Here is a 17,872-nt window from a genome sequence, read left to right as displayed (position 1 = left end):
CTTCTCCTCAATCGATTTCAACGCCGTGACGCACGACGCGCTTTTCCAGTTCGCCGCCCAGCCAGTATGAAAGATCAGCCGGACGGTCGATGCCCCAGGCAACAAAATCCGCCACCTTGCCGGCCTCCAGCGAACCGTGGGTCCGGGCCATGCCCAGGGCCTGGGCGGCATGGATCGTTGCGCCGGCCAAGGCTTCTTCCGGGGTCATCCGGAAGCAGGTGCAAGCCATGTTCAACATCAGGCGCAGCGACAACGCCGGTGAAGTGCCGGGGTTGAGGTCGCTGGCGACGGCGATCTTCACGCCGTGCTTGCGCAGGGCGTCCATCGGCGGCAGCTGGGTTTCCCGCAGGAAGTAGAACGCCCCCGGCAGCAGCACCGCCACCGTGTCGGATTCGGCCATGGCCCGGGCATCCTCCTCAGTCATGAACTCCAGGTGATCGGCCGACAGCGCCTGATAACGGGCCGCCAGGCTCGAGCCGTGTAGCGACGATAATTGCTCGGCGTGCAGCTTCACCGGCAGGCCCAACTTCTGCGCGGTGACGAACACCCGCTCGACCTGCGCCGGGGAAAACGCCAGGTATTCGCAGAAGGCATCCACCGCATCCACCAGCCCTTCGGCGGCCAGGGCCGGGAGCATTTCGGCGCAGATGTGCTCGATGTAGTCGTCGGCGCGGCCTACGTATTCCGGCGGCAAGGCGTGGGCCGCCAGGCAGGTGCTGCGCACGCTGACCGGCAGTTCGGCGCCGAGGCGACGGACGACCCGCAGCATCTTGCGTTCGTTGGCCAGGTCCAGGCCATAGCCGGACTTGATTTCCACTGTGGTTACGCCGTCGCGCATCAGGCTTTTCAGGCGCTTGGCGGCACTGGCGAACAGTTCGTCTTCACTGGCGGCCCGGGTGGCACGCACGGTGCTGGCGATACCACCGCCGGCAGCCGCGATTTCGGCGTAGCTGACGCCTTGCAGGCGCTGTTCGAATTCACCGCTGCGGTTACCGCCGAACACCGCGTGGGTGTGGCAGTCGACCAGCCCCGGAGTGACCCAGGCGCCGTTGAGATCCTGGACCGCCGGGTAGTCACCGGCCGGCAGTTGAGCACGCGGGCCGATCCAGTGGATGTGCTCGCCCTGGGTGACGATGGCGGCGTCTTCGATGATCGAGTAGGCGCCCTGGGCCATGGTGGCGGCGTGGCAGTTTTGCCAGAGGGTTTTCATCCCGGGTTTCCTCGTCTCATTCAGAATCGAATCGCGAGCAGGCTCGCTCCCACAGGGTATGCATTCCAATGTGGGAGCGAGCCTGCTCGCGATGGGGCCCTTACAGGCTCGGCAACAGGTTCGCCATGACCAGCCCGTTCAGGCAACGGCTCGCCAACAGCTCACTGGCGGCATTGATGTCCGGCGCAAAGAACCGGTCCTTCTCATAGAACGGCACTTCGGCGCGTAGGAGGCCGCGAGCCTGCTCCAGCTTCGGTGAAGTCTTCAAGCCACCGCGCAGGTCCAGCCCCTGGCAGGCCGCCAGCCATTCCACCGCGAGGATGCCACGGGTGTTTTCGGCCATTTCCCACAGGCGCTTGCCGGCAGCCGGGGCCATGGACACGTGGTCTTCCTGGTTGGCGGAGGTCGGCAGGCTGTCCACCGAGTGAGGGTGGGACAATGCCTTGTTTTCGCTGGCGAGAGCGGCGGCGGTGACCTGGGCGATCATGAAGCCGGAGTTGACCCCGCCATTGCCCACCAGGAACGGCGGCAATTGCGACATGTGCTTGTCCATCATCAGCGAAATGCGACGCTCGCTCAGCGAACCGATTTCGGCAATCGCCAGGGCCATATTGTCAGCGGCCATCGCCACGGGTTCGGCGTGGAAGTTACCGCCGGAAATCACGTCGCCCTCGGCGGCGAACACCAACGGGTTATCCGACACGGCGTTGGCCTCGATCACCAGCACCTCGGCCGCCTGGCGGAACTGGGTCAGGCAGGCGCCCATCACTTGTGGCTGGCAGCGCAGGGAATACGGGTCCTGGACCTTGTCGCAGTTCTGGTGCGAAGCGGACACTTCGCTGCGCTCGCCCAGCAGATCGCGGTACGCGGCGGCAGCGTCGATCTGGCCTTTTTGGCCACGGGCGGCGTGGATACGTGCGTCGAATGGCGAACGGGAGCCGAGCACCGCTTCCACCGTGAGACCGCCCAGGGCCAGGGCACCGGCAAACAGGTCTTCACCTTCGAACAGGCCGCGCAGGGCAAATGCGGTAGACACCTGGGTGCCGTTGAGCAGCGCCAGGCCTTCTTTGGCCGCCAGGGTCAGTGGCGCGAGGCCAGCGACTTTCAACGCCTCGACGGCCGGCAACCATTCACCTTTGTAGCGTGCCTTGCCTTCGCCCAGCAGCACCAGGGACATGTGGGCCAACGGCGCGAGGTCGCCGGAAGCACCGACCGAACCCTTGAGTGGAATGTGCGGATAGACCTCGGCATTGACCAGCGCAATCAGCGCATCGATCACCTGCCGGCGGATACCGGAGAAGCCCCGGCTCAGGCTGTTGACCTTGAGCACCATGATCAGGCGGACCAGCGCATCGCTGATCGGCTCACCCACGCCGGCGGCATGGGACAGCACCAGGGAGCGCTGCAGGTTTTCCAGGTCTTCGCTGGCGATGCGGGTCGAGGCCAGCAGGCCGAAACCGGTGTTGATGCCGTAGGCCGTGCGGTTCTCGGCGAGGATCTGCTCCACGCAGGCCACGCTGGCTTCGATCTGCGCCGAAGCGCTGGCGTCGAGGCTCAGCGTCACCGGTTGCTGATAGATGTCACGCAATTGAGCCAGGCTCAGTTGGCCGGGGATCAAGTTCAAAGCGGTCATTTCCTGCTCCTTTTGAGAGTTTTTATTTACCCGCCAGTCGCTCCGGAATGTTCCGTTATCCGTCATCTTCGCTTCATGGGCGATAGATGCCTTGGCACGCTGGCGGTTTTGATCAATTCAAATTCGGTAACGCGTTGTGCAGCACATTTGGATCTTTCAGCAGTGCAGCGGCATTGGCGATGTCCGGTGCCAACCAGCGGTCCTGGTCGTAGGCCGGAACGCGCTCGCGCAGCAGTTTCCAGGCGATGTCGGTACCAGCACCAAAGCGCTGCACCTTGAGAAATTCAAAGGCCTGGGCCGCCAGCAGGTACTCGATGGCGAGGATCTGCGTGCAGTTCTCCAGCGCCCGATGCAGCTTCAGGGCGGCGTTGGTGCCCAGGCTCAGGTGGTCTTCCTGTAGCCCGGAGGTGACGAAATTATCGAGCACCGCCGGTTGCGCCAATTGGCGATTTTCCGCGCACAGCGACGCCGCGACGTATTGCACGATCATCATCCCCGAGTTCACCCCGGGATTGGCCACCAGAAAAGCCGGCAGGCCGCTGACGTGAGGGTTGATCAACCGGTCGAGACGGCGTTCGGCAATCGAGCCGATCTCGGCCATGGCAATCGCCAGCAGATCCGCCGCCATCGCCACCGACTGGCCGTGGGGATTGGCCTGGGACATGACCCGGAAGTTATCCGGCGTACCGAGCAGCAGCGGGTTATCGGTGGCGGCATTGAGCTCGGTTTCGATCTGTTGCCGGGCATGGACCAATTGATCGCGAGCCGCGCCGTGCACCTGGGGAATCGAACGGATGCTCAAAGCATCCTGGGTGCGAATGCCCAGACTCGAGGCGATCACTTCGCTGCCGTCGAGCAAGGCGCGCAGATTGACGCCGACCTGTTGCATGCCAGGGTGTGGCTTGAGGGCGATGATCTCGGCATCGAACGCGGCGATCTGACCGCGCTGGGCTTCGAAACTCATGGCGCCGATCACGTCCGCCCATTGCACCAGCCGTGTCGCATCGGCCAGGGCCAGGCAACTGAGACCGGTCATGCACGGCGTGCCGTTGACCAGGCACAGGCCGTCCTTTGCCCCCAGTTGCACCGGTTGCAGGCCTTCTGCGGCCAGGGCCTGTTGCGCCGCAACGATCTGACCGCGATAGCTGACCTGGCCGACACCCAGCAACGCAATGCTGATGTGGGCCATGTGGGTCAGGTAACCCACCGATCCCTGGGACGGCACTTGTGGGGTGATACCGCAATTGAGCAGCGCCAGCAGGGCTTCGACCACCCGACGATGAATGCCGGACTTACCCTGGCTGTAGTTGAGGATGGCCGCACAAAGAATCGCCCGGGTCTGTTCATCGGCCAATGGCGCGCCTACGCCACAGGCATGGCTGAGCAAGGTGTTGCGCGACAGTTGGCTGAGTTGTTCGTCCTTGAGCGACACATTGCACAAGGCGCCCAGGCCGGTGTTGACGCCATAGGCGCGCTCGCCGCTTTCGACGATACGCTGGACGATGGCCTGGGCATTGTCGATCCGCGCCCAGGCCTGGGCCGACAGCTCAAGCTCGGCACCGAAGCGGGCGACGGTGACCACGTCCTGCCAACGCAACGGGGCGTCGGCGATGATGATTTTTTCAGCCTGGGGCATCTAAAGCCTCATACACATAAAGTTGCCAATAACATTTGTGGCGAGGGGATTTATCCCCGCTGGGCTGCGCAGCAGCCCCAAACCAGGCAGTGGAATCAGCCTGACACAACTGGATGGAAATATTGGGGCCGCTTCGCAGCCCAACGGGGATAAATCCCCTCGCCACAACTGCGTCCGGCCTTACACCACCGCAGCCCTGCGCTGCACGAACCGATCGACATACTCATCCGCCGGCGAGTGCAGGATCTCCCGGGGCGTGCCGACCTGGATCAGCTTGCCGTCCTTGAGAATCGCGATGCGGTTGCCGATGCGCACGGCCTCGTCGAGGTCGTGGGTGATGAAGACGATGGTCTTGTGCAGGGTCTTTTGCAGCTCGAGCAACTGGTCCTGCATTTCGGCGCGGATCAGCGGGTCGAGGGCGCTGAAAGCTTCGTCCATCAGGATGATGTCGGTATCCGCCGCCAAGGCACGGGCCAGGCCCACACGCTGACGCATGCCGCCGGAGAGCTGGTGCGGGTATTTGTTCTCGTAGCCCTTCAGGCCCACAGTGTTGATCCAGTGCAGCGCGCGCTCGGCACACACCTGCTTGCTTTCGCCGCGCACTTTCAAACCGTAGGCGACGTTGTCCAGCACGCTCTTGTGGGGCAGCAGGCCGAAGCTCTGGAACACCATGCTGATCTTGTGCCGACGGAATTCGCGCAAGGCGTCCATGTCCAGTTGCAGAATGTCTTCGCCGTCCACCAGGATCGCGCCGCTGGTGGGGTCGATCAGTCGGTTGAAATGCCGTACCAGGGTGGATTTGCCAGAGCCGGACAGCCCCATGATCACGAAGATCTCGCCGGTGCCGATGCTCAGCGACAGGTCGTTCACACCGACCACGCAACCGGTGTCGGCCAGTACCTGGTCCTTGGTCTTGTTCTGGCGGATCAGGTCCAGGGCTTCCTTGGACCGGTTGCCGAAAATCTTGAAGACGTTCTTGACTTCGATCTTGCTGATGGCTGCGTTGTTCATTTGCTCACCTCATGCCGAGGACGACCATAGGCCTGGGTAATGCGGTCGATGACCACGGCGAGAATCACGATCGCCAGCCCGGCTTCCAGGCCGCGTCCGACGTTGAGGGTCTGGATCCCCACCAGCACATCCTCACCCAAGCCACGGGCACCGATCATCGAAGCGATGACGACCATCGACAGGGCCATCATGGTGGTCTGGTTGATCCCGGCCATGATGCTCGGCAGGGCCAGGGGCAGTTGCACGCCGAACAGCTGTTGCCAGCGGTTGGCGCCGAAAGCGTTGATGGCTTCCATCACTTCACCGTCTACCTGGCGGATGCCCAGGTCGGTCAGGCGAATCAATGGCGGCGCGGCATAGATCACCGTGGCGAAGATCGCCGGGACCTTGCCCAGGCCGAACAGCATCAACACCGGAATCAGGTACACGAAGCTCGGCATGGTCTGCATGATGTCCAGCAACGGCATCAGCACCGAACGCAGGCGATTGCTGCGAGCCGAGAGAATGCCCAGCGGGATGCCGATCAACACCGAGATCAGCGTCGCCACCAGCATCAGCGCGAGGGTCTGCATCAGTTTGTCCCACAGGCCCACCGCGCCCACCAGGAACAGCAGGCCGACGATCACCGCCGTGGCGACGACTTTGCGGGTCGCATGCCAGGCAACACCAGCGACGATGGCCAGCATCAACCACCAGGGCGCCATGCGCAGCAGGCCTTCGAGGTTGACGATGGCCCACAGCAGGGTGTCGGAGATGTGCCGGAACACATCGCCGTAGTTCGTCACCAGGGCGTCGACCCAACCGTTGACCCAGTCGGCGATGGAAAAGGTAAAGCTTTCGGGAAACATAAGAGACTCTCGATCAGGGGGATGCGGTGAATGTCCCGGCCAACCCCACGGGTGGCCGGGAAGTATTCAACCTACAGAGCCGCGTCGATTTTCTTGGCAGCGTCTGCGCTCACCCAGGCGTGCCAGACTTCAGGATGTTCCTTCAGGAAGATCTTCGCCAGTTTCGGCGACTCGATCCGCTCCTTGGCCATGCGTCCGAGGTTCTGGTTCAGGATGTCGATGGGCAGGTTGACCTTCTCCAGCACCGCCACCAGCTCCGGGGCCTCGTCATGGAAGGTCTTGGACAGGCCGACCTTGATGCTCACGCTTTTATCCACGCCCGGTTTTTCTTCCAGTTTCACCAGGTCCACCTGGCCCATCAGCGGGGTTGGCGACCAGTAGTAGAACAGGATCGGCTCGCCACGCTTGTAGCTCGACAACACTGCCGCATCCAGCGCCGGGCCGGTGCCTGGACGGAAGTTGGTGTAGGTTTTTTCCAGGCCATAGCTTTTCAGCATCTCGCTGTTGTCCAGCTCGCAGGTCCAACCGGCCGGGCAGTTGTAGAAACGGCCCTTGGACGGCTCTTCCGGGTCCTTGAACACGGCGGCGTACTGGCCCAGGTCGGCGATGTTCTTCAGGCCCGGGGCCTTGGCTTCCAGCTTGCGCTTGGCGTCGCCTTCGATCACGTAGCGCGGCACGTACCAGCCTTCGATAGCCCCCACCACCGGGGCACCGACGCCGACCACCTTGCCGGCCTTCTCGGCTTTGTTCCAGACTTCGCTGCGGCCGACCCACTCTTCGGCAAACACCTGGATGTCGTTGCTGCTCAGGGCGTTTTCCATGGTGATGGAGTTGCCCGGCAGGCTGTCGGTCTTGCAGTCGTAGCCTTTTTCCAGCACCACTTGCAGGACGTCGGTCAGCAGCATGGCGCTTTCCCAGTTCAGGCCGGCGAACTTCACCGGTTTGCCCGACTCGCACCAACCCGCCGCTTGCGTGGCCCCGGCGCTGGCCAGCAGGCCCATGGAAAGCAACGTGGTCAGCAGGGTCTTGTTCGATTTCATTGTGTGACGCTCCTAATCAGTGAATTGGCTTACGGCAGTCAAGAGGCATCCAGCCCTGTCAACGTCCCATCAGACCGCTTGGATGCGGCCCGCCCTGCTCGGTTGTGCGTCAACCGCGTCCTGCTCGACCGGCAGGATCAATTGATCGGGTACAGCGCTATGCCACTTCCTGGCGGCGATGTAATACAGCGTCGCCGGAACCACCAGGCCGATGATCCACGAGATGTCCACGTCCCCCATCGCTGCCACCAGCGGACCGGTAAAGAACTTGGTGGAGATGAACGGCAACTGAACCAGTACACCCAACACATAAACGCTGATACCGAGAACGTTCCAGCGACCGTAGCGACCGTTCGGGTCGGCCAGTGCCGGCACGTCATAGCGCTCGCGGGTGATGCAGTAATAGTCCACCAGGTTGATCGCGCTCCAGGGCGTAAAGAACGCCAGCAAGAACAGGATGAAGGACTTGAACGCACCGAGGAACGAGTGCTGGCCGAGCAGCGCGATCAGGGTCGCGGCACCGACGATGACCAGCACGAAGACCAGGCGCTGCAAACGCGTTACGTTCAGGTGTCCACGGAAACCGCTGATGATGGTGGCAATGCACATGAAGCTGCCGTAGGAGTTCAGCGTGGAAATGGTGACCTTGCCGAATGCGATGCTGAAGTACAGCAACGCAGCGGTGGCGCCGGCACCCCCCAGGCCAACGATGTAGGCCACTTCGTGACCCGCGAACTGCCCGTTGGCCGAGGCGGCGGCAAACACGCCGAGGATCATCGCCACCTGCGCGCCGATGACCGAACCGGCGCCTGCGGCCAAGAAGGTTTTCAGCGAGGAAGTCTTGCTCGGCAGGTAACGCGAATAGTCAGCCACGTAAGGGCCGAAGGCGATCTGCCAGGATGCCGCGAGCGACACCGCAAGCAGGAAGCTGCTCCAGCTGAAATGGCGGATTTGCAGGAGTGCGCCAACGTCCGTCTGGCTGATCAGGCGAGCGAACAGGTAAACAAAGGCAATCACACCAATAACACTGGCGACACGGCCAATGAAGTGAATCACCCGATAACCGAGCACCGTGACCAGCACGATCACACTGGCGAAAATCAGGATGCCGACACTGTCGCTGACACCAAACAACTGGCCCAGCGCCTGGCCGGACAGTACGGTTCCCGTGGCGGTGAAACCCAGGTACATCAGGCACACCAGCACGATCGGGATGGCCGCGCCATAAACACCAAACTGCACCCGACTGGAGATCATCTGCGGCAAGCCAAGCTTGGGTCCCTGGGCGGCATGCAACGCCATGACGCCACCACCGAGCAACTGGCCGATCAGCAAACCGATCAACGACCAGAACACATCCCCGCCCAACACCACCGCCAACGCGCCGGTGACAATGGCGGTGATTTGCAGGTTGGCCCCCATCCACAGGGTGAACTGGCTCAACAGACGACCGTGTCTCTCCGCCTCCGGGATGTAGTCGATCGAACGTTTCTCGATCAACGGCTTGCTGCTTGCACGTGTGCTGGTGACGGCCATGGTTCAACCTCTGTGGATTGTTCTGGTTATTGGACTACGCCTGTAGGAGCTGCCGAGTGCAACGAGGCTGCGATCTTGTCCTGGACGATTGAGTCGCAAGCGAAATATCAAGATCAAAAGATCGCAGGCTTCGCCAGCTCCTACCCGGTAATCATCGGCAGGTTCAGCCCCTGCTCCTTGGCGCAGTCGATCGCGATCTGGTAACCGGCATCGGCATGACGCATCACGCCAGTGCCCGGGTCGTTGTGCAGCACGCGAGCAATACGCTCGGCCGCCTCATCGGTACCGTCGCAGACAATCACCATGCCCGAGTGCTGGGAGAAGCCCATGCCGACGCCGCCACCGTGGTGCAGCGAGACCCAGGTCGCGCCGCTGGCGGTGTTGAGCAAGGCGTTGAGCAGCGGCCAGTCGGAGACAGCGTCGGAGCCGTCCTGCATGGATTCGGTTTCACGGTTGGGGCTGGACACGGAACCGGAGTCCAGGTGATCGCGACCGATGACGATCGGCGCCGACAGCTCGCCACTGCGCACCATTTCGTTGAACGCCAGGCCCAGCTTGGCGCGCTGGCCCAGGCCGACCCAGCAGATACGCGCCGGCAAGCCCTGGAAGCTGATGCGCTCGCGGGCCATGTCCAACCAGTTGTGCAGGTGGGCGTCGTCGGCGATCAGTTCCTTGACCTTGGCGTCGGTCTTGTAGATGTCCTGCGGGTCACCCGACAGCGCGGCCCAGCGGAACGGACCGATGCCGCGGCAGAACAGCGGACGGATATACGCCGGCACGAAGCCTGGGAAATCGAAGGCATTCTCGACGCCTTCTTCCTGGGCCATCTGGCGGATGTTGTTGCCGTAGTCGAAGGTTGGCACGCCCATTTTCTGGAAGGCCAGCATGGCTTTGACGTGCACGGCCATCGATTGCTTGGCGGCTTTCACCACGGCGGCGGGCTCGGTCTTGGCACGGGCACGGTATTCGTCCCAGGTCCAACCGGCCGGCAGGTAGCCGTTGAGCGGGTCGTGGGCGCTGGTCTGGTCGGTGACCATGTCCGGACGCACACCGCGACGGACCATTTCCGGCAGGATTTCAGCGGCGTTCCCACACAGAGCGATGGAAATTGCTTTGCCTTCGGCGGTGTATTTCTCGATACGGGCCAGGGCGTCGTCGAGGTCGGTGGCCTGCTCGTCGACGTAACGGGTCTTGAGGCGGAAATCGATACTGACCTGCTGGCATTCGATGTTCAGCGAGCACGCGCCGGCCAGGGTGGCGGCCAACGGCTGTGCGCCACCCATGCCGCCCAGGCCGGCGGTCAGGACCCAGCGGCCCTTGAGGTTGGAGTCGTAATGCTGGCGACCGGCCTCGACGAAGGTTTCATAGGTGCCCTGCACGATGCCCTGGCTGCCGATGTAGATCCAGCTGCCGGCGGTCATCTGGCCGTACATGGCCAGGCCCTTGGCGTCGAGTTCGTTGAAATGTTCCCAGGTGGCCCAGTGCGGTACCAGGTTGGAGTTGGCGATCAGTACGCGCGGGGCATTGCTGTGGGTCTTGAACACGCCCACCGGCTTGCCGGATTGCACCAGCAGGGTTTCGTCGTCATTCAGGTTGGTGAGGCTTTCGACGATCTTGTCGTAGCACTCCCAGTTGCGTGCCGCACGGCCGATGCCACCGTAGACCACCAGTTCCTTGGGGTTCTCGGCCACTTGCGGGTCGAGGTTGTTCATCAGCATGCGCAGCGGCGCTTCAGTCAGCCAGCTCTTGGCGGTCAGCGTGTTACCGCGAGGGGCGCGAATTTCAACGTCACGGTATTTTTCGGGTTTGCGGGTAGCGTCGGTCACAGCAAAAACTCCTCAGCGATCAATCCAGACCAGCCCGGGCAGTGGGCAGCGATTTTGCGAACGTTGCGTTGAATATCGGTGACTCATACGCATACGTCTTTACTTGTATGTACAAGCATATGCAATCAAGCGGCCAACTTGTTGAGGTCGTGCTTGAGAAGCATTTTTGAAATGGCTGGGAGGCGCGGAATTGAAGGGTTGCCGAGGTGAATTAAATTTTTTGAGGACTTTTTTGTGCAAAGCAGAGAGGGGTAAACAAGCGTGGTGTTGCGCCACGCTGGGGCATTCGGTAACAAACTGGTGCGGCTGAAGAAACAGTAAGGCGTGCTTCTGTGGCGAGGGGATTTATCCCCGCTGGGCTGCGAAGCGGCCCCTCTTGGTGCCAACTCAACAGCTTCGGAGCCAACTGATTTGGGGTCGCTCCGCGACCCAGCGGGGATAAATCCCCTCGCCACAAGGATGTACCGCTGAGACTAGCGGGCAGTCAGTTCGATCACGCAGCACTGGCCGTCCGTGGAAATCTCCAGCAATCCAGTGTTACCGCTCAATTGCAAACAATCGTATAGGGCCAGTTCTGCGGCGGACTCGCCGACCTTGACGTGCAGCGCCGGGTCCGCACTGAACACCAGCACCGTCCCCGCCTCGCTGAAAAACCGCTGCTCATCCGCCAGCCACTGTAACCGCGCCCGGTAACGCTGGGGCGAGTAGATCAGGTTGAAGTCGCGAATCGGCCCGCCCAGCAACGTGCAATGCACATGGCTCTCACCGCTGAACGCAAAGGGATCCAGGGGATGCAACGGCCGTGTGGCCTGGCCATCGACGGTCAGGGTCATGCCATCGCCCTGCAAGACGCTGATGACGCGCTCGTAACCGGGGAAGGTGGAAAAACCGCCCGACTCACCAATGTCGGCAATCGACAACCGCCAACCGAAACCCTCCAGGCCGGTGCCGGCGTCACGGGTGATTTCCTCGGTGCTGCCACCGCCGTTTTTCCAGGGCATGCGTGGGTAATCCGCCGCACGTAGAACCTTCAAGTCACTCACTTATGGAATCGCCCTTCCAGACTATGACGGGAGCCCGGGTGAATCAGCCGCGCGGCAGTCACCGGCTGGCGACCGGACCAGGTACGACGGCGGATCAGCAGGCACGGCTCGCCCTTTTCGATCTGCAGCAGTTTGCATTCATTCGGCTCGGCGAGGATCGCTTCCACCACATGTTCGCCTTCGGTCAGCGGCGCGACCTGGTTCAGATAGGCGTAGGGCGTTTGCAGGGTAAAGTCCTGCTTGAGGTATTCCGGCGCCACCAGTGCGTTGACGAAGCGGTCCTCGATCTGCACCGGAATGTCATTTTCGAAATGCACGATCAGCGAGTGGAACACCTTCTGGCCTTCACGCATGTCCAAGGCCAGGGCGCGTTCGGAACCGGCAGCCTCTTCTTCCAGGGTGATGACCTTGCAGGTGTGGCGATGGCCGCGGGAGGCAATCTCGTCGGCAATGTTATGCACTTCGAACAGCGCGGACTGGCTCTTGGGCTCGGCCACGAACGTGCCGACGCCCTGCATGCGCACCAACAGGCCATCGGCGGTCATTTCCCGCAGGGCACGGTTGATGGTCATGCGGCTGAAGCCCAGCTGGCTGACCAGTTCGCTTTCCGACGGCACGCGGTAATGCGGCGGCCAGTTTCCACTGTCGATCTGCTGAGTGATCATCTGTTTGACGCGGGCGTACAGGGGTGCCGGACTGTCACCCAGGTTTGCGGCCAGCGGCGGTTTGGCAGGCGGAGTCGGCACGGCGGTTCCCTGTTCTGCTTATGAAGGTTGCTAGCTTGCCGGAGTTTACCGGCCAGGCAAACGTCTGTATATGTATATACAAATTACGCACGATGAGGTTGAACCATGTCCGCCTTCTTTGCCGAACGCGCACTGCTGCCTAGTGGATGGGCCAATGATGTACGTCTTGAAGTCGACGCCGAAGGCGTCCTGACCCGTATCCAGGCCGGTTCCCACGCAGACGGCGCCGAACGGCTGGGCGGTCCGCTGCTGCCGGGCATGCCGAACCTGCACTCCCATGCGTTCCAGCGGGCCATGGCCGGGCTGGCGGAAGTGGCGGGCAATCCCAACGACAGTTTCTGGACCTGGCGCGACCTGATGTACCGCTTGGTCGGAAAAATCAGCCCCGATCAGCTCGGCATCATCGCCCGACAGCTGTACATCGAAATGCTCAAGGCCGGTTACACCTCGGTCGCCGAATTCCATTACGTCCACCACGACACCGACGGCACGCCTTACGCCGACCCGGCGGAGCTGGCCTTGCGCATCAGCCACGCCGCCAACAGCGCCGGCATCGGGCTGACGCTGCTGCCGGTGCTCTACAGCCATTCGGGTTTTGGCGGCCAGGCGCCCAATGATGGGCAGCGTCGGTTCATCAACAGCACCGAGAACTACTTGAAGCTCCAGTCACGCCTGCAACCGATCCTGGCCGGGCAACCGGCGCAGGCGCTGGGGTTGTGCTTCCATTCCCTGCGTGCCGTGACACCCGGACAGATCCAGGAGGTGCTGGCCGCCAGCGACGCCCACTGCCCGGTGCATATCCACATCGCCGAGCAGCAGAAGGAAGTCGACGACTGCCTGAGCTGGAGCGGCGCCCGTCCGCTGCAATGGTTGTACGAAAACACCGAAGTGGATCAACGCTGGTGCCTGGTTCACGCCACCCACGCCAACGCCCACGAAGTCAGTCTCATGGCCCGGAGCCGGGCGATTGCCGGCCTGTGCCTGACCACCGAAGCCAACCTGGGCGACGGTATCTTTCCGGCCGTGGATTTCCTCGCCCTGGGTGGGCGCCTGGGTATTGGCTCCGACAGCCACGTGTCATTGAGCGTGGTGGAAGAATTGCGTTGGCTGGAATACGGCCAGCGCCTGCGGGATCAACGACGTAACCGGCTGTATCGGGCGGATCAGCCGATGGTCGGGCGGACATTGTTCGATGCTGCGCTGGACGGTGGCGCCCAAGCCCTCGGACAACCCATCGGCGCTCTCGAAGTCGGCAAGCGTGCCGACTGGCTGGTACTCGATGGCAACGACCCTTACCTCGCCACGGCCCAGGGCGACGGCATTCTCAATCGCTGGCTGTTTGCCGGTGGGGATCGTCAGGTGCGGGATGTCATGGTGGCCGGGAAATGGGTGGTGCGTGACGGACATCACGCCTCGGAAGAAGACAGCGCCCGGGCGTTTACCCAGGTATTGCGCGAACTTCTAGGCTGACCACAATCCCCCTGTGGGAGCGAGCCTGCTCGCGATGAGGCCTTTACATTCAACAGAGATGTTGATTGAAAGTCCGTCATCGCGAGCAGGCTGCTCCCACAGGGTTATGATCTGGCAGTCAATCCGACGTCTTTGCCATCTGCCGGTCCGACGCGCGCCAGATCAACCGCGTCGTGTCATAGCCCTGCTGACGCGCCTTGCTCAGCAATTCTTCGCGCACCACACCGTTGACAGTCGGCGTACGGGACAACAGCCACATGTAGCGCCGGCTAGGATCACCAACGATGGCAGTCTTGTAGTCGTCGCTGACGTACAACACCCAATATTGTCCCTTCGACGCGCCCGGCAGGATCCGAGAGAACCAGGTATCGAATTCGACCCAGAGCTTGTCGGTCTTGCCTGGCACCTGGGGCGTGGCGGTGCCCTTGACTTCTTCCCACTTCCAGTCCGAGGTCAGGCAGCGATTGAACACCCCCATGTTGCCATCAGGCTTGAGGGTGTAATGGGCTTCGGATTGCGCGCAGTTGCGCTGGAAATACATTGGCAGGCGGGCCAACTCGTACCAGGTCCCTTGGTAACGCTTGAGATTGACGCTGTTGACGGTCTTGGGCGCCAACGGGTCTTCGCCAGAAGTGGCACAGCCGGCCAATACCAGGCCGGCTAAAAGCACTAACAATAACCGCATCATTATTTTTCTCCCGTGGGCACTTGGCCCCGGTTTACTTCAGGCCTTGGCCGGAAAACATCAACACTTTCTCACCGGCATACTGCACGCTGATAAAGCTTTTCTGGTCGCCCCAGGTGCAACTGGACATGCCGAGCGCGCCCGAACAGTCGGTCGGTTTTCCCAGTAACGTTTCGACTTCGGCCTTGGACATGCCGGCGGACAGCTTCGAATAGTTTTCCTGGTTGACCTTGCTGCATGCGGTCAACAAGACGCACAAAGACAACAACGCGATAGATCGCAGGGACATCGTGAAACTCCTGGAGCGGAAGGAAGGTGGCAGGGTGCCAACCTGAAGCTTAGAAGAGAAAACCCCTATCTGGTTCCCCGGCAACACTGGTATTTATTGGCTCAAAAGCAGGTGTTTCGTCGGTAAATCAAACCGTTTGTGATCGCGTCGTGCATTTCGTCGGGTTTACCCCGTTGACGCCTGAACTCTGGCGCTTGCGGGTCGATAAAAAGAACAGCGTGGAATCCTGCCTTATGGCAAATTGACACCCCTTCCTGACCAGCTCCTGTGCGGTAGCGCTCTTAATGACCAGAAACATGAAATTCAGCCACAAAATCCTGCTGGCCGCCGCTCTCGTGGTTGCCGTTGCATTCGCCTGTTTCATCCTGTTCAACGACTACCGTCAGCGCCAGAGCCTGCACAACAGCACCGAAACCTCCATGCAGGAACTCGGCAGCCTGACCAGCCGTAATATCCAGACCTGGGTCGACGGTCGTATCCAATTGCTGCAATCGCTGGCCCAGCAGATCGCCGTGGACGGCAGCAGCGCCACCAGCCTCAAGCGTGCAGTCGACCTGCCGGCCTATACCGGCAACTTCCAGCTCAGCTATTTCGGTGGCGTCGACGGCGTGATGTTCTCGGTGCCGGCGGGTAATCGCGCCGCCGACTACGATCCTCGCGCCCGTGGCTGGTACAAGGCCGCCAACAGCGCACAGCAAACCATTGTCACCGAACCCTACATTGCCGCCTCTTCGGGCAAACTGGTGATCACCGTTGCCACCCCGGTACAGCATCAGAACCAGATGATCGGCGTGGCGGGTGCAGACATCGACCTGTCGAGCGTCAGCGCCATCATCAACTCGCTGAACTTCGGCGGCCACGGCCACGCGTTCATCGTCAGCGCCGACGGCAAGATCCTGATCCATCCCGACAGCAAACGCATCCTCAAGACCCTCGCCGAGGCCTACCCCAACGGTGCGCCGCAAGTCAGCCCGGGCATGAAGGAAGTCGAACTCGACGGCAAGACCCAGTTCATCTCCTTTACCCGGGTCAACGGCGTACCGGGAGCCGATTGGTACGTGGCACTGGTGCTCGACAAGGACACCGCGCTGGCCATGCTCAGCGAATTCCGTACTTCGGCGCTGATCGCCATGGTCATCGCCGTGGTGTTCATCATCGCCCTGCTGGGCATGTTGATCCGCGTGCTGATGCAACCGCTGCTGACCATGGGTCGTGCAATGCATGACATCGCCGAAGGCGAAGGCGACCTGACCCGACGCCTGACCATTCACGGCCAGGACGAATTCGGTGCCCTGGGTACCTCCTTCAACCGTTTCGTCGAGCGTATCCACACCTCGATCCGTGAAGTGGCCTCGGCCACCGGCCAGGTCAACGAAGTGGCACTGCGCGTGGTCAGCGCCTCCAACTCCTCGATGTTCAACTCCGACCAGCAGGCCTCGCGCACCAGCAGCGTGGCAGCCGCTATCAACCAGCTCGGCGCCGCTGCCCAGGAAATCGCCCAGAACGCCGCCCTCGCCTCGCAACACTCCAGCGACGCCCGCAACCTGGCCGAAGACGGACAGCAAGTGGTGGATAAAACCATCGCCGCCATGCAGCAGCTGTCGGCCAAGATCAGCGATTCGTGCGGCAACATCGAAACCCTGAACAGCAACACGGTGAACATCGGCCAGATCCTTGAGGTCATCACCAGCATTTCCCAACAGACCAACCTGCTCGCCCTGAACGCCGCCATCGAAGCAGCCCGCGCAGGTGAAGCCGGGCGCGGCTTCGCCGTGGTGGCCGATGAAGTGCGCAACCTGGCCCACCGCACCCAGGACTCGGCGCAGCAAGTGCAGAAAATGATCGAAGAATTGCAAGTCGGCGCACGGGAGGCGGTACTGACCATGACCGACAGCCAGCGCCAGAGCGAAAGCAGCGTCGGCATCGCCAACCAGGCCGGCGAACGCCTGGGCAGCGTGACCCAGCGCATCGGTGAGATCGACGGCATGAATCAGTCAGTGGCGACGGCCACCGAAGAGCAGACCGCCGTGGTGGAGTCGATCAACGTCGACATCACCGAGATCAACACACTGAACCAGGAAGGCGTGGAAAACCTGCAAGCCACCTTGCGGGCCTGCACCGACCTTGAACAGCAGGCGGCGCGGTTGAAGCAGTTGGTGGGTAGCTTCCGGATCTAGAGTGTCTGCACTTGCCTCATCGCGAGCAGGCTCGCTCCCACAGTTGACCGGGTTCCGTCAGAGGAAACGCAATCGAATGTGGGAGCGAGCCTACTCGCGATGGAGGCATCAGCCACACCGAAAAATCAGAACCTGGACCCAGGCCTGTTCAGGAATTCCACTTCCTCAGCCGTAGACGCCCGCCCCAACACCGCATTGCGATGGGGAAACCGTCCAAACCGGGCGATGATCTTCTGATGCCGTTCGGCATAGTCCAGATTGTTTTCGAACACCGCCCGATCCGCTTCCGGCTGCTCTCGAAGCAGATCGATAAACCGGGATACGGCTTCGTTCTGCACGGCGAGGTTTTCGCAGTGCTCGAGCACCAGGTAGATGAATACGCGCTGGATGGGTTTGAGCTGCCGGTCCAAACCCGCCGCCAGCCCCTGGGCCACCAACGCCTGGGCGCGCAGATCGCCGGAGAAGGCCTTGGGCGTGTCGCGGAAGATCATCCGCGGGAACTGATCGAGCAATATCACCAGGGCCAGCCAACCTTCCGGGCGTTGCGCCCAGTCGGTCAAGTCGCCGGCCAGTGCCTGCTCGACCTGATCGCCAAAACGCTCGCGCGCCTGGCGATCATGGTGCTTGCCAAACCACAGCTTGTTCTTGTCAGCCGCTATTTCGTCCGGTGTATCGGCTGAACCAAACCACCAATCGAGTAACGGCTGCCAAGGCTCGGCCAT

At 61.8% G+C, this 17,872-nt stretch carries 15 protein-coding genes; 2 read left to right on the top strand and 13 right to left on the bottom strand.

Going from position 1 to position 17,872, the window contains the following annotated elements; genetic code table 11:
- Nucleotides 1-7: 7 nt before the first annotated feature.
- The 10 genes from hutI to hutC form a co-directional block, all read right to left on the bottom strand.
- A complete protein-coding gene (gene hutI / locus LOY67_RS01870; protein ID WP_265065693.1) occupies nt 8-1,210 on the bottom strand; it encodes an imidazolonepropionase in 1,203 nt (400 codons plus the stop codon).
- Nucleotides 1,211-1,310: 100 nt separating this feature from the next.
- Nucleotides 1,311-2,843 (bottom strand): histidine ammonia-lyase, encoded by a 1,533-nt coding sequence (gene hutH, locus LOY67_RS01865; RefSeq protein WP_265065692.1) that lies wholly within the window; start codon nt 2,841-2,843, stop codon nt 1,311-1,313.
- A 112-nt stretch (nt 2,844-2,955) separates the two neighbouring features.
- Nucleotides 2,956-4,479 (bottom strand): histidine ammonia-lyase, encoded by a 1,524-nt coding sequence (hutH, locus tag LOY67_RS01860; protein WP_265065691.1) that lies wholly within the window; start codon nt 4,477-4,479, stop codon nt 2,956-2,958.
- A gap of 180 nt (nt 4,480-4,659) precedes the next feature.
- Complete coding sequence (locus LOY67_RS01855; RefSeq protein WP_265065690.1) at nt 4,660-5,490, bottom strand: quaternary amine ABC transporter ATP-binding protein; 831 nt, start codon at nt 5,488-5,490, stop codon at nt 4,660-4,662.
- Entirely contained in the window at nt 5,487-6,338 is an 852-nt protein-coding gene (locus LOY67_RS01850; protein ID WP_265065689.1) for an ABC transporter permease, read from the bottom strand. The genes LOY67_RS01855 and LOY67_RS01850 overlap by 4 nt, the downstream gene beginning before the upstream one ends.
- Nucleotides 6,339-6,409: 71 nt before the next feature.
- Entirely contained in the window at nt 6,410-7,378 is a 969-nt protein-coding gene (locus LOY67_RS01845; RefSeq protein ID WP_024778089.1) for an ABC transporter substrate-binding protein, read from the bottom strand.
- Nucleotides 7,379-7,447: 69 nt separating this feature from the next.
- The gene (locus LOY67_RS01840) at nt 7,448-8,914 is read right to left on the bottom strand and encodes a purine-cytosine permease family protein (RefSeq protein WP_265065688.1); all 1,467 of its coding nucleotides are present in this window, start codon (nt 8,912-8,914) and stop codon (nt 7,448-7,450) included.
- Nucleotides 8,915-9,054: 140 nt separating this feature from the next.
- Nucleotides 9,055-10,740: a urocanate hydratase gene (gene hutU / locus LOY67_RS01835; RefSeq protein WP_265065687.1), complete on the bottom strand. Its 1,686-nt coding sequence runs from the start codon at nt 10,738-10,740 to the stop codon at nt 9,055-9,057.
- A gap of 473 nt (nt 10,741-11,213) precedes the next feature.
- On the bottom strand, nt 11,214-11,783 hold the full coding sequence (locus tag LOY67_RS01830; protein ID WP_265065686.1) for a HutD family protein: 570 nt from the start codon (nt 11,781-11,783) through the stop codon (nt 11,214-11,216).
- Entirely contained in the window at nt 11,780-12,529 is a 750-nt protein-coding gene (hutC, locus tag LOY67_RS01825; RefSeq protein WP_265065685.1) for a histidine utilization repressor, read from the bottom strand. Before hutC ends, LOY67_RS01830 begins: the two co-directional genes overlap by 4 nt.
- Before the next feature lie 105 nt (nt 12,530-12,634).
- Between hutC and LOY67_RS01820 the strand changes: the two genes are divergently transcribed.
- A complete protein-coding gene (locus LOY67_RS01820) occupies nt 12,635-13,999 on the top strand; it encodes a formimidoylglutamate deiminase (protein ID WP_265065684.1) in 1,365 nt (454 codons plus the stop codon).
- A 118-nt stretch (nt 14,000-14,117) separates the two neighbouring features.
- On the opposite strand, the gene LOY67_RS01815 is transcribed toward LOY67_RS01820, so the two are convergent.
- Nucleotides 14,118-14,687, bottom strand: a complete 570-nt coding sequence (locus LOY67_RS01815) for a lipocalin family protein (protein ID WP_265065683.1) — start codon at nt 14,685-14,687, stop codon at nt 14,118-14,120.
- Between the two features lie 31 nt (nt 14,688-14,718).
- Entirely contained in the window at nt 14,719-14,973 is a 255-nt protein-coding gene (gene bamE / locus LOY67_RS01810) for an outer membrane protein assembly factor BamE (RefSeq protein WP_024778082.1), read from the bottom strand.
- Nucleotides 14,974-15,257: 284 nt separating this feature from the next.
- Between bamE and LOY67_RS01805 the strand changes: the two genes are divergently transcribed.
- Complete coding sequence (locus LOY67_RS01805; RefSeq protein WP_265065682.1) at nt 15,258-17,150, top strand: methyl-accepting chemotaxis protein; 1,893 nt, start codon at nt 15,258-15,260, stop codon at nt 17,148-17,150.
- A gap of 125 nt (nt 17,151-17,275) precedes the next feature.
- Here LOY67_RS01805 and LOY67_RS01800 read toward each other — a convergent pair whose 3' ends face one another.
- The gene (locus tag LOY67_RS01800) at nt 17,276-17,872 is read right to left on the bottom strand and encodes a DUF924 family protein (protein ID WP_265065681.1); all 597 of its coding nucleotides are present in this window, start codon (nt 17,870-17,872) and stop codon (nt 17,276-17,278) included.

This window comes from Pseudomonas sp. B21-056 (assembly GCF_026016325.1).
Lineage (GTDB): Bacteria > Pseudomonadota > Gammaproteobacteria > Pseudomonadales > Pseudomonadaceae > Aquipseudomonas.
The sequence above is the reverse complement of the archived record's forward strand: the minus strand, read 5'-3'. Positions and strand labels throughout refer to the sequence as shown.

Excerpts from the sequence above, each read along its gene's own strand:
- hutH (WP_265065691.1), bottom strand. The coding sequence starts at position 4,479 with ATGCCCCAGGCTGAAAAAATCATCATCGCCGACGCCCCGTTGCGTTGG.
- LOY67_RS01805 (WP_265065682.1), top strand. The coding sequence starts at position 15,258 with ATGACCAGAAACATGAAATTCAGCCACAAAATCCTGCTGGCCGCCGCT.
- bamE (WP_024778082.1), bottom strand. The coding sequence starts at position 14,973 with ATGTCCCTGCGATCTATCGCGTTGTTGTCTTTGTGCGTCTTGTTGACC.
- LOY67_RS01840 (WP_265065688.1), bottom strand. The coding sequence starts at position 8,914 with ATGGCCGTCACCAGCACACGTGCAAGCAGCAAGCCGTTGATCGAGAAA.
- hutH (WP_265065692.1), bottom strand. The coding sequence starts at position 2,843 with ATGACCGCTTTGAACTTGATCCCCGGCCAACTGAGCCTGGCTCAATTG.
- LOY67_RS01820 (WP_265065684.1), top strand. The coding sequence starts at position 12,635 with ATGTCCGCCTTCTTTGCCGAACGCGCACTGCTGCCTAGTGGATGGGCC.
- hutI (WP_265065693.1), bottom strand. The coding sequence starts at position 1,210 with ATGAAAACCCTCTGGCAAAACTGCCACGCCGCCACCATGGCCCAGGGC.
- LOY67_RS01845 (WP_024778089.1), bottom strand. The coding sequence starts at position 7,378 with ATGAAATCGAACAAGACCCTGCTGACCACGTTGCTTTCCATGGGCCTG.
- LOY67_RS01855 (WP_265065690.1), bottom strand. The coding sequence starts at position 5,490 with ATGAACAACGCAGCCATCAGCAAGATCGAAGTCAAGAACGTCTTCAAG.
- LOY67_RS01800 (WP_265065681.1), bottom strand. The coding sequence starts at position 17,872 with ATGGCCGAGCCTTGGCAGCCGTTACTCGATTGGTGGTTTGGTTCAGCC.
- LOY67_RS01815 (WP_265065683.1), bottom strand. The coding sequence starts at position 14,687 with ATGATGCGGTTATTGTTAGTGCTTTTAGCCGGCCTGGTATTGGCCGGC.
- LOY67_RS01850 (WP_265065689.1), bottom strand. The coding sequence starts at position 6,338 with ATGTTTCCCGAAAGCTTTACCTTTTCCATCGCCGACTGGGTCAACGGT.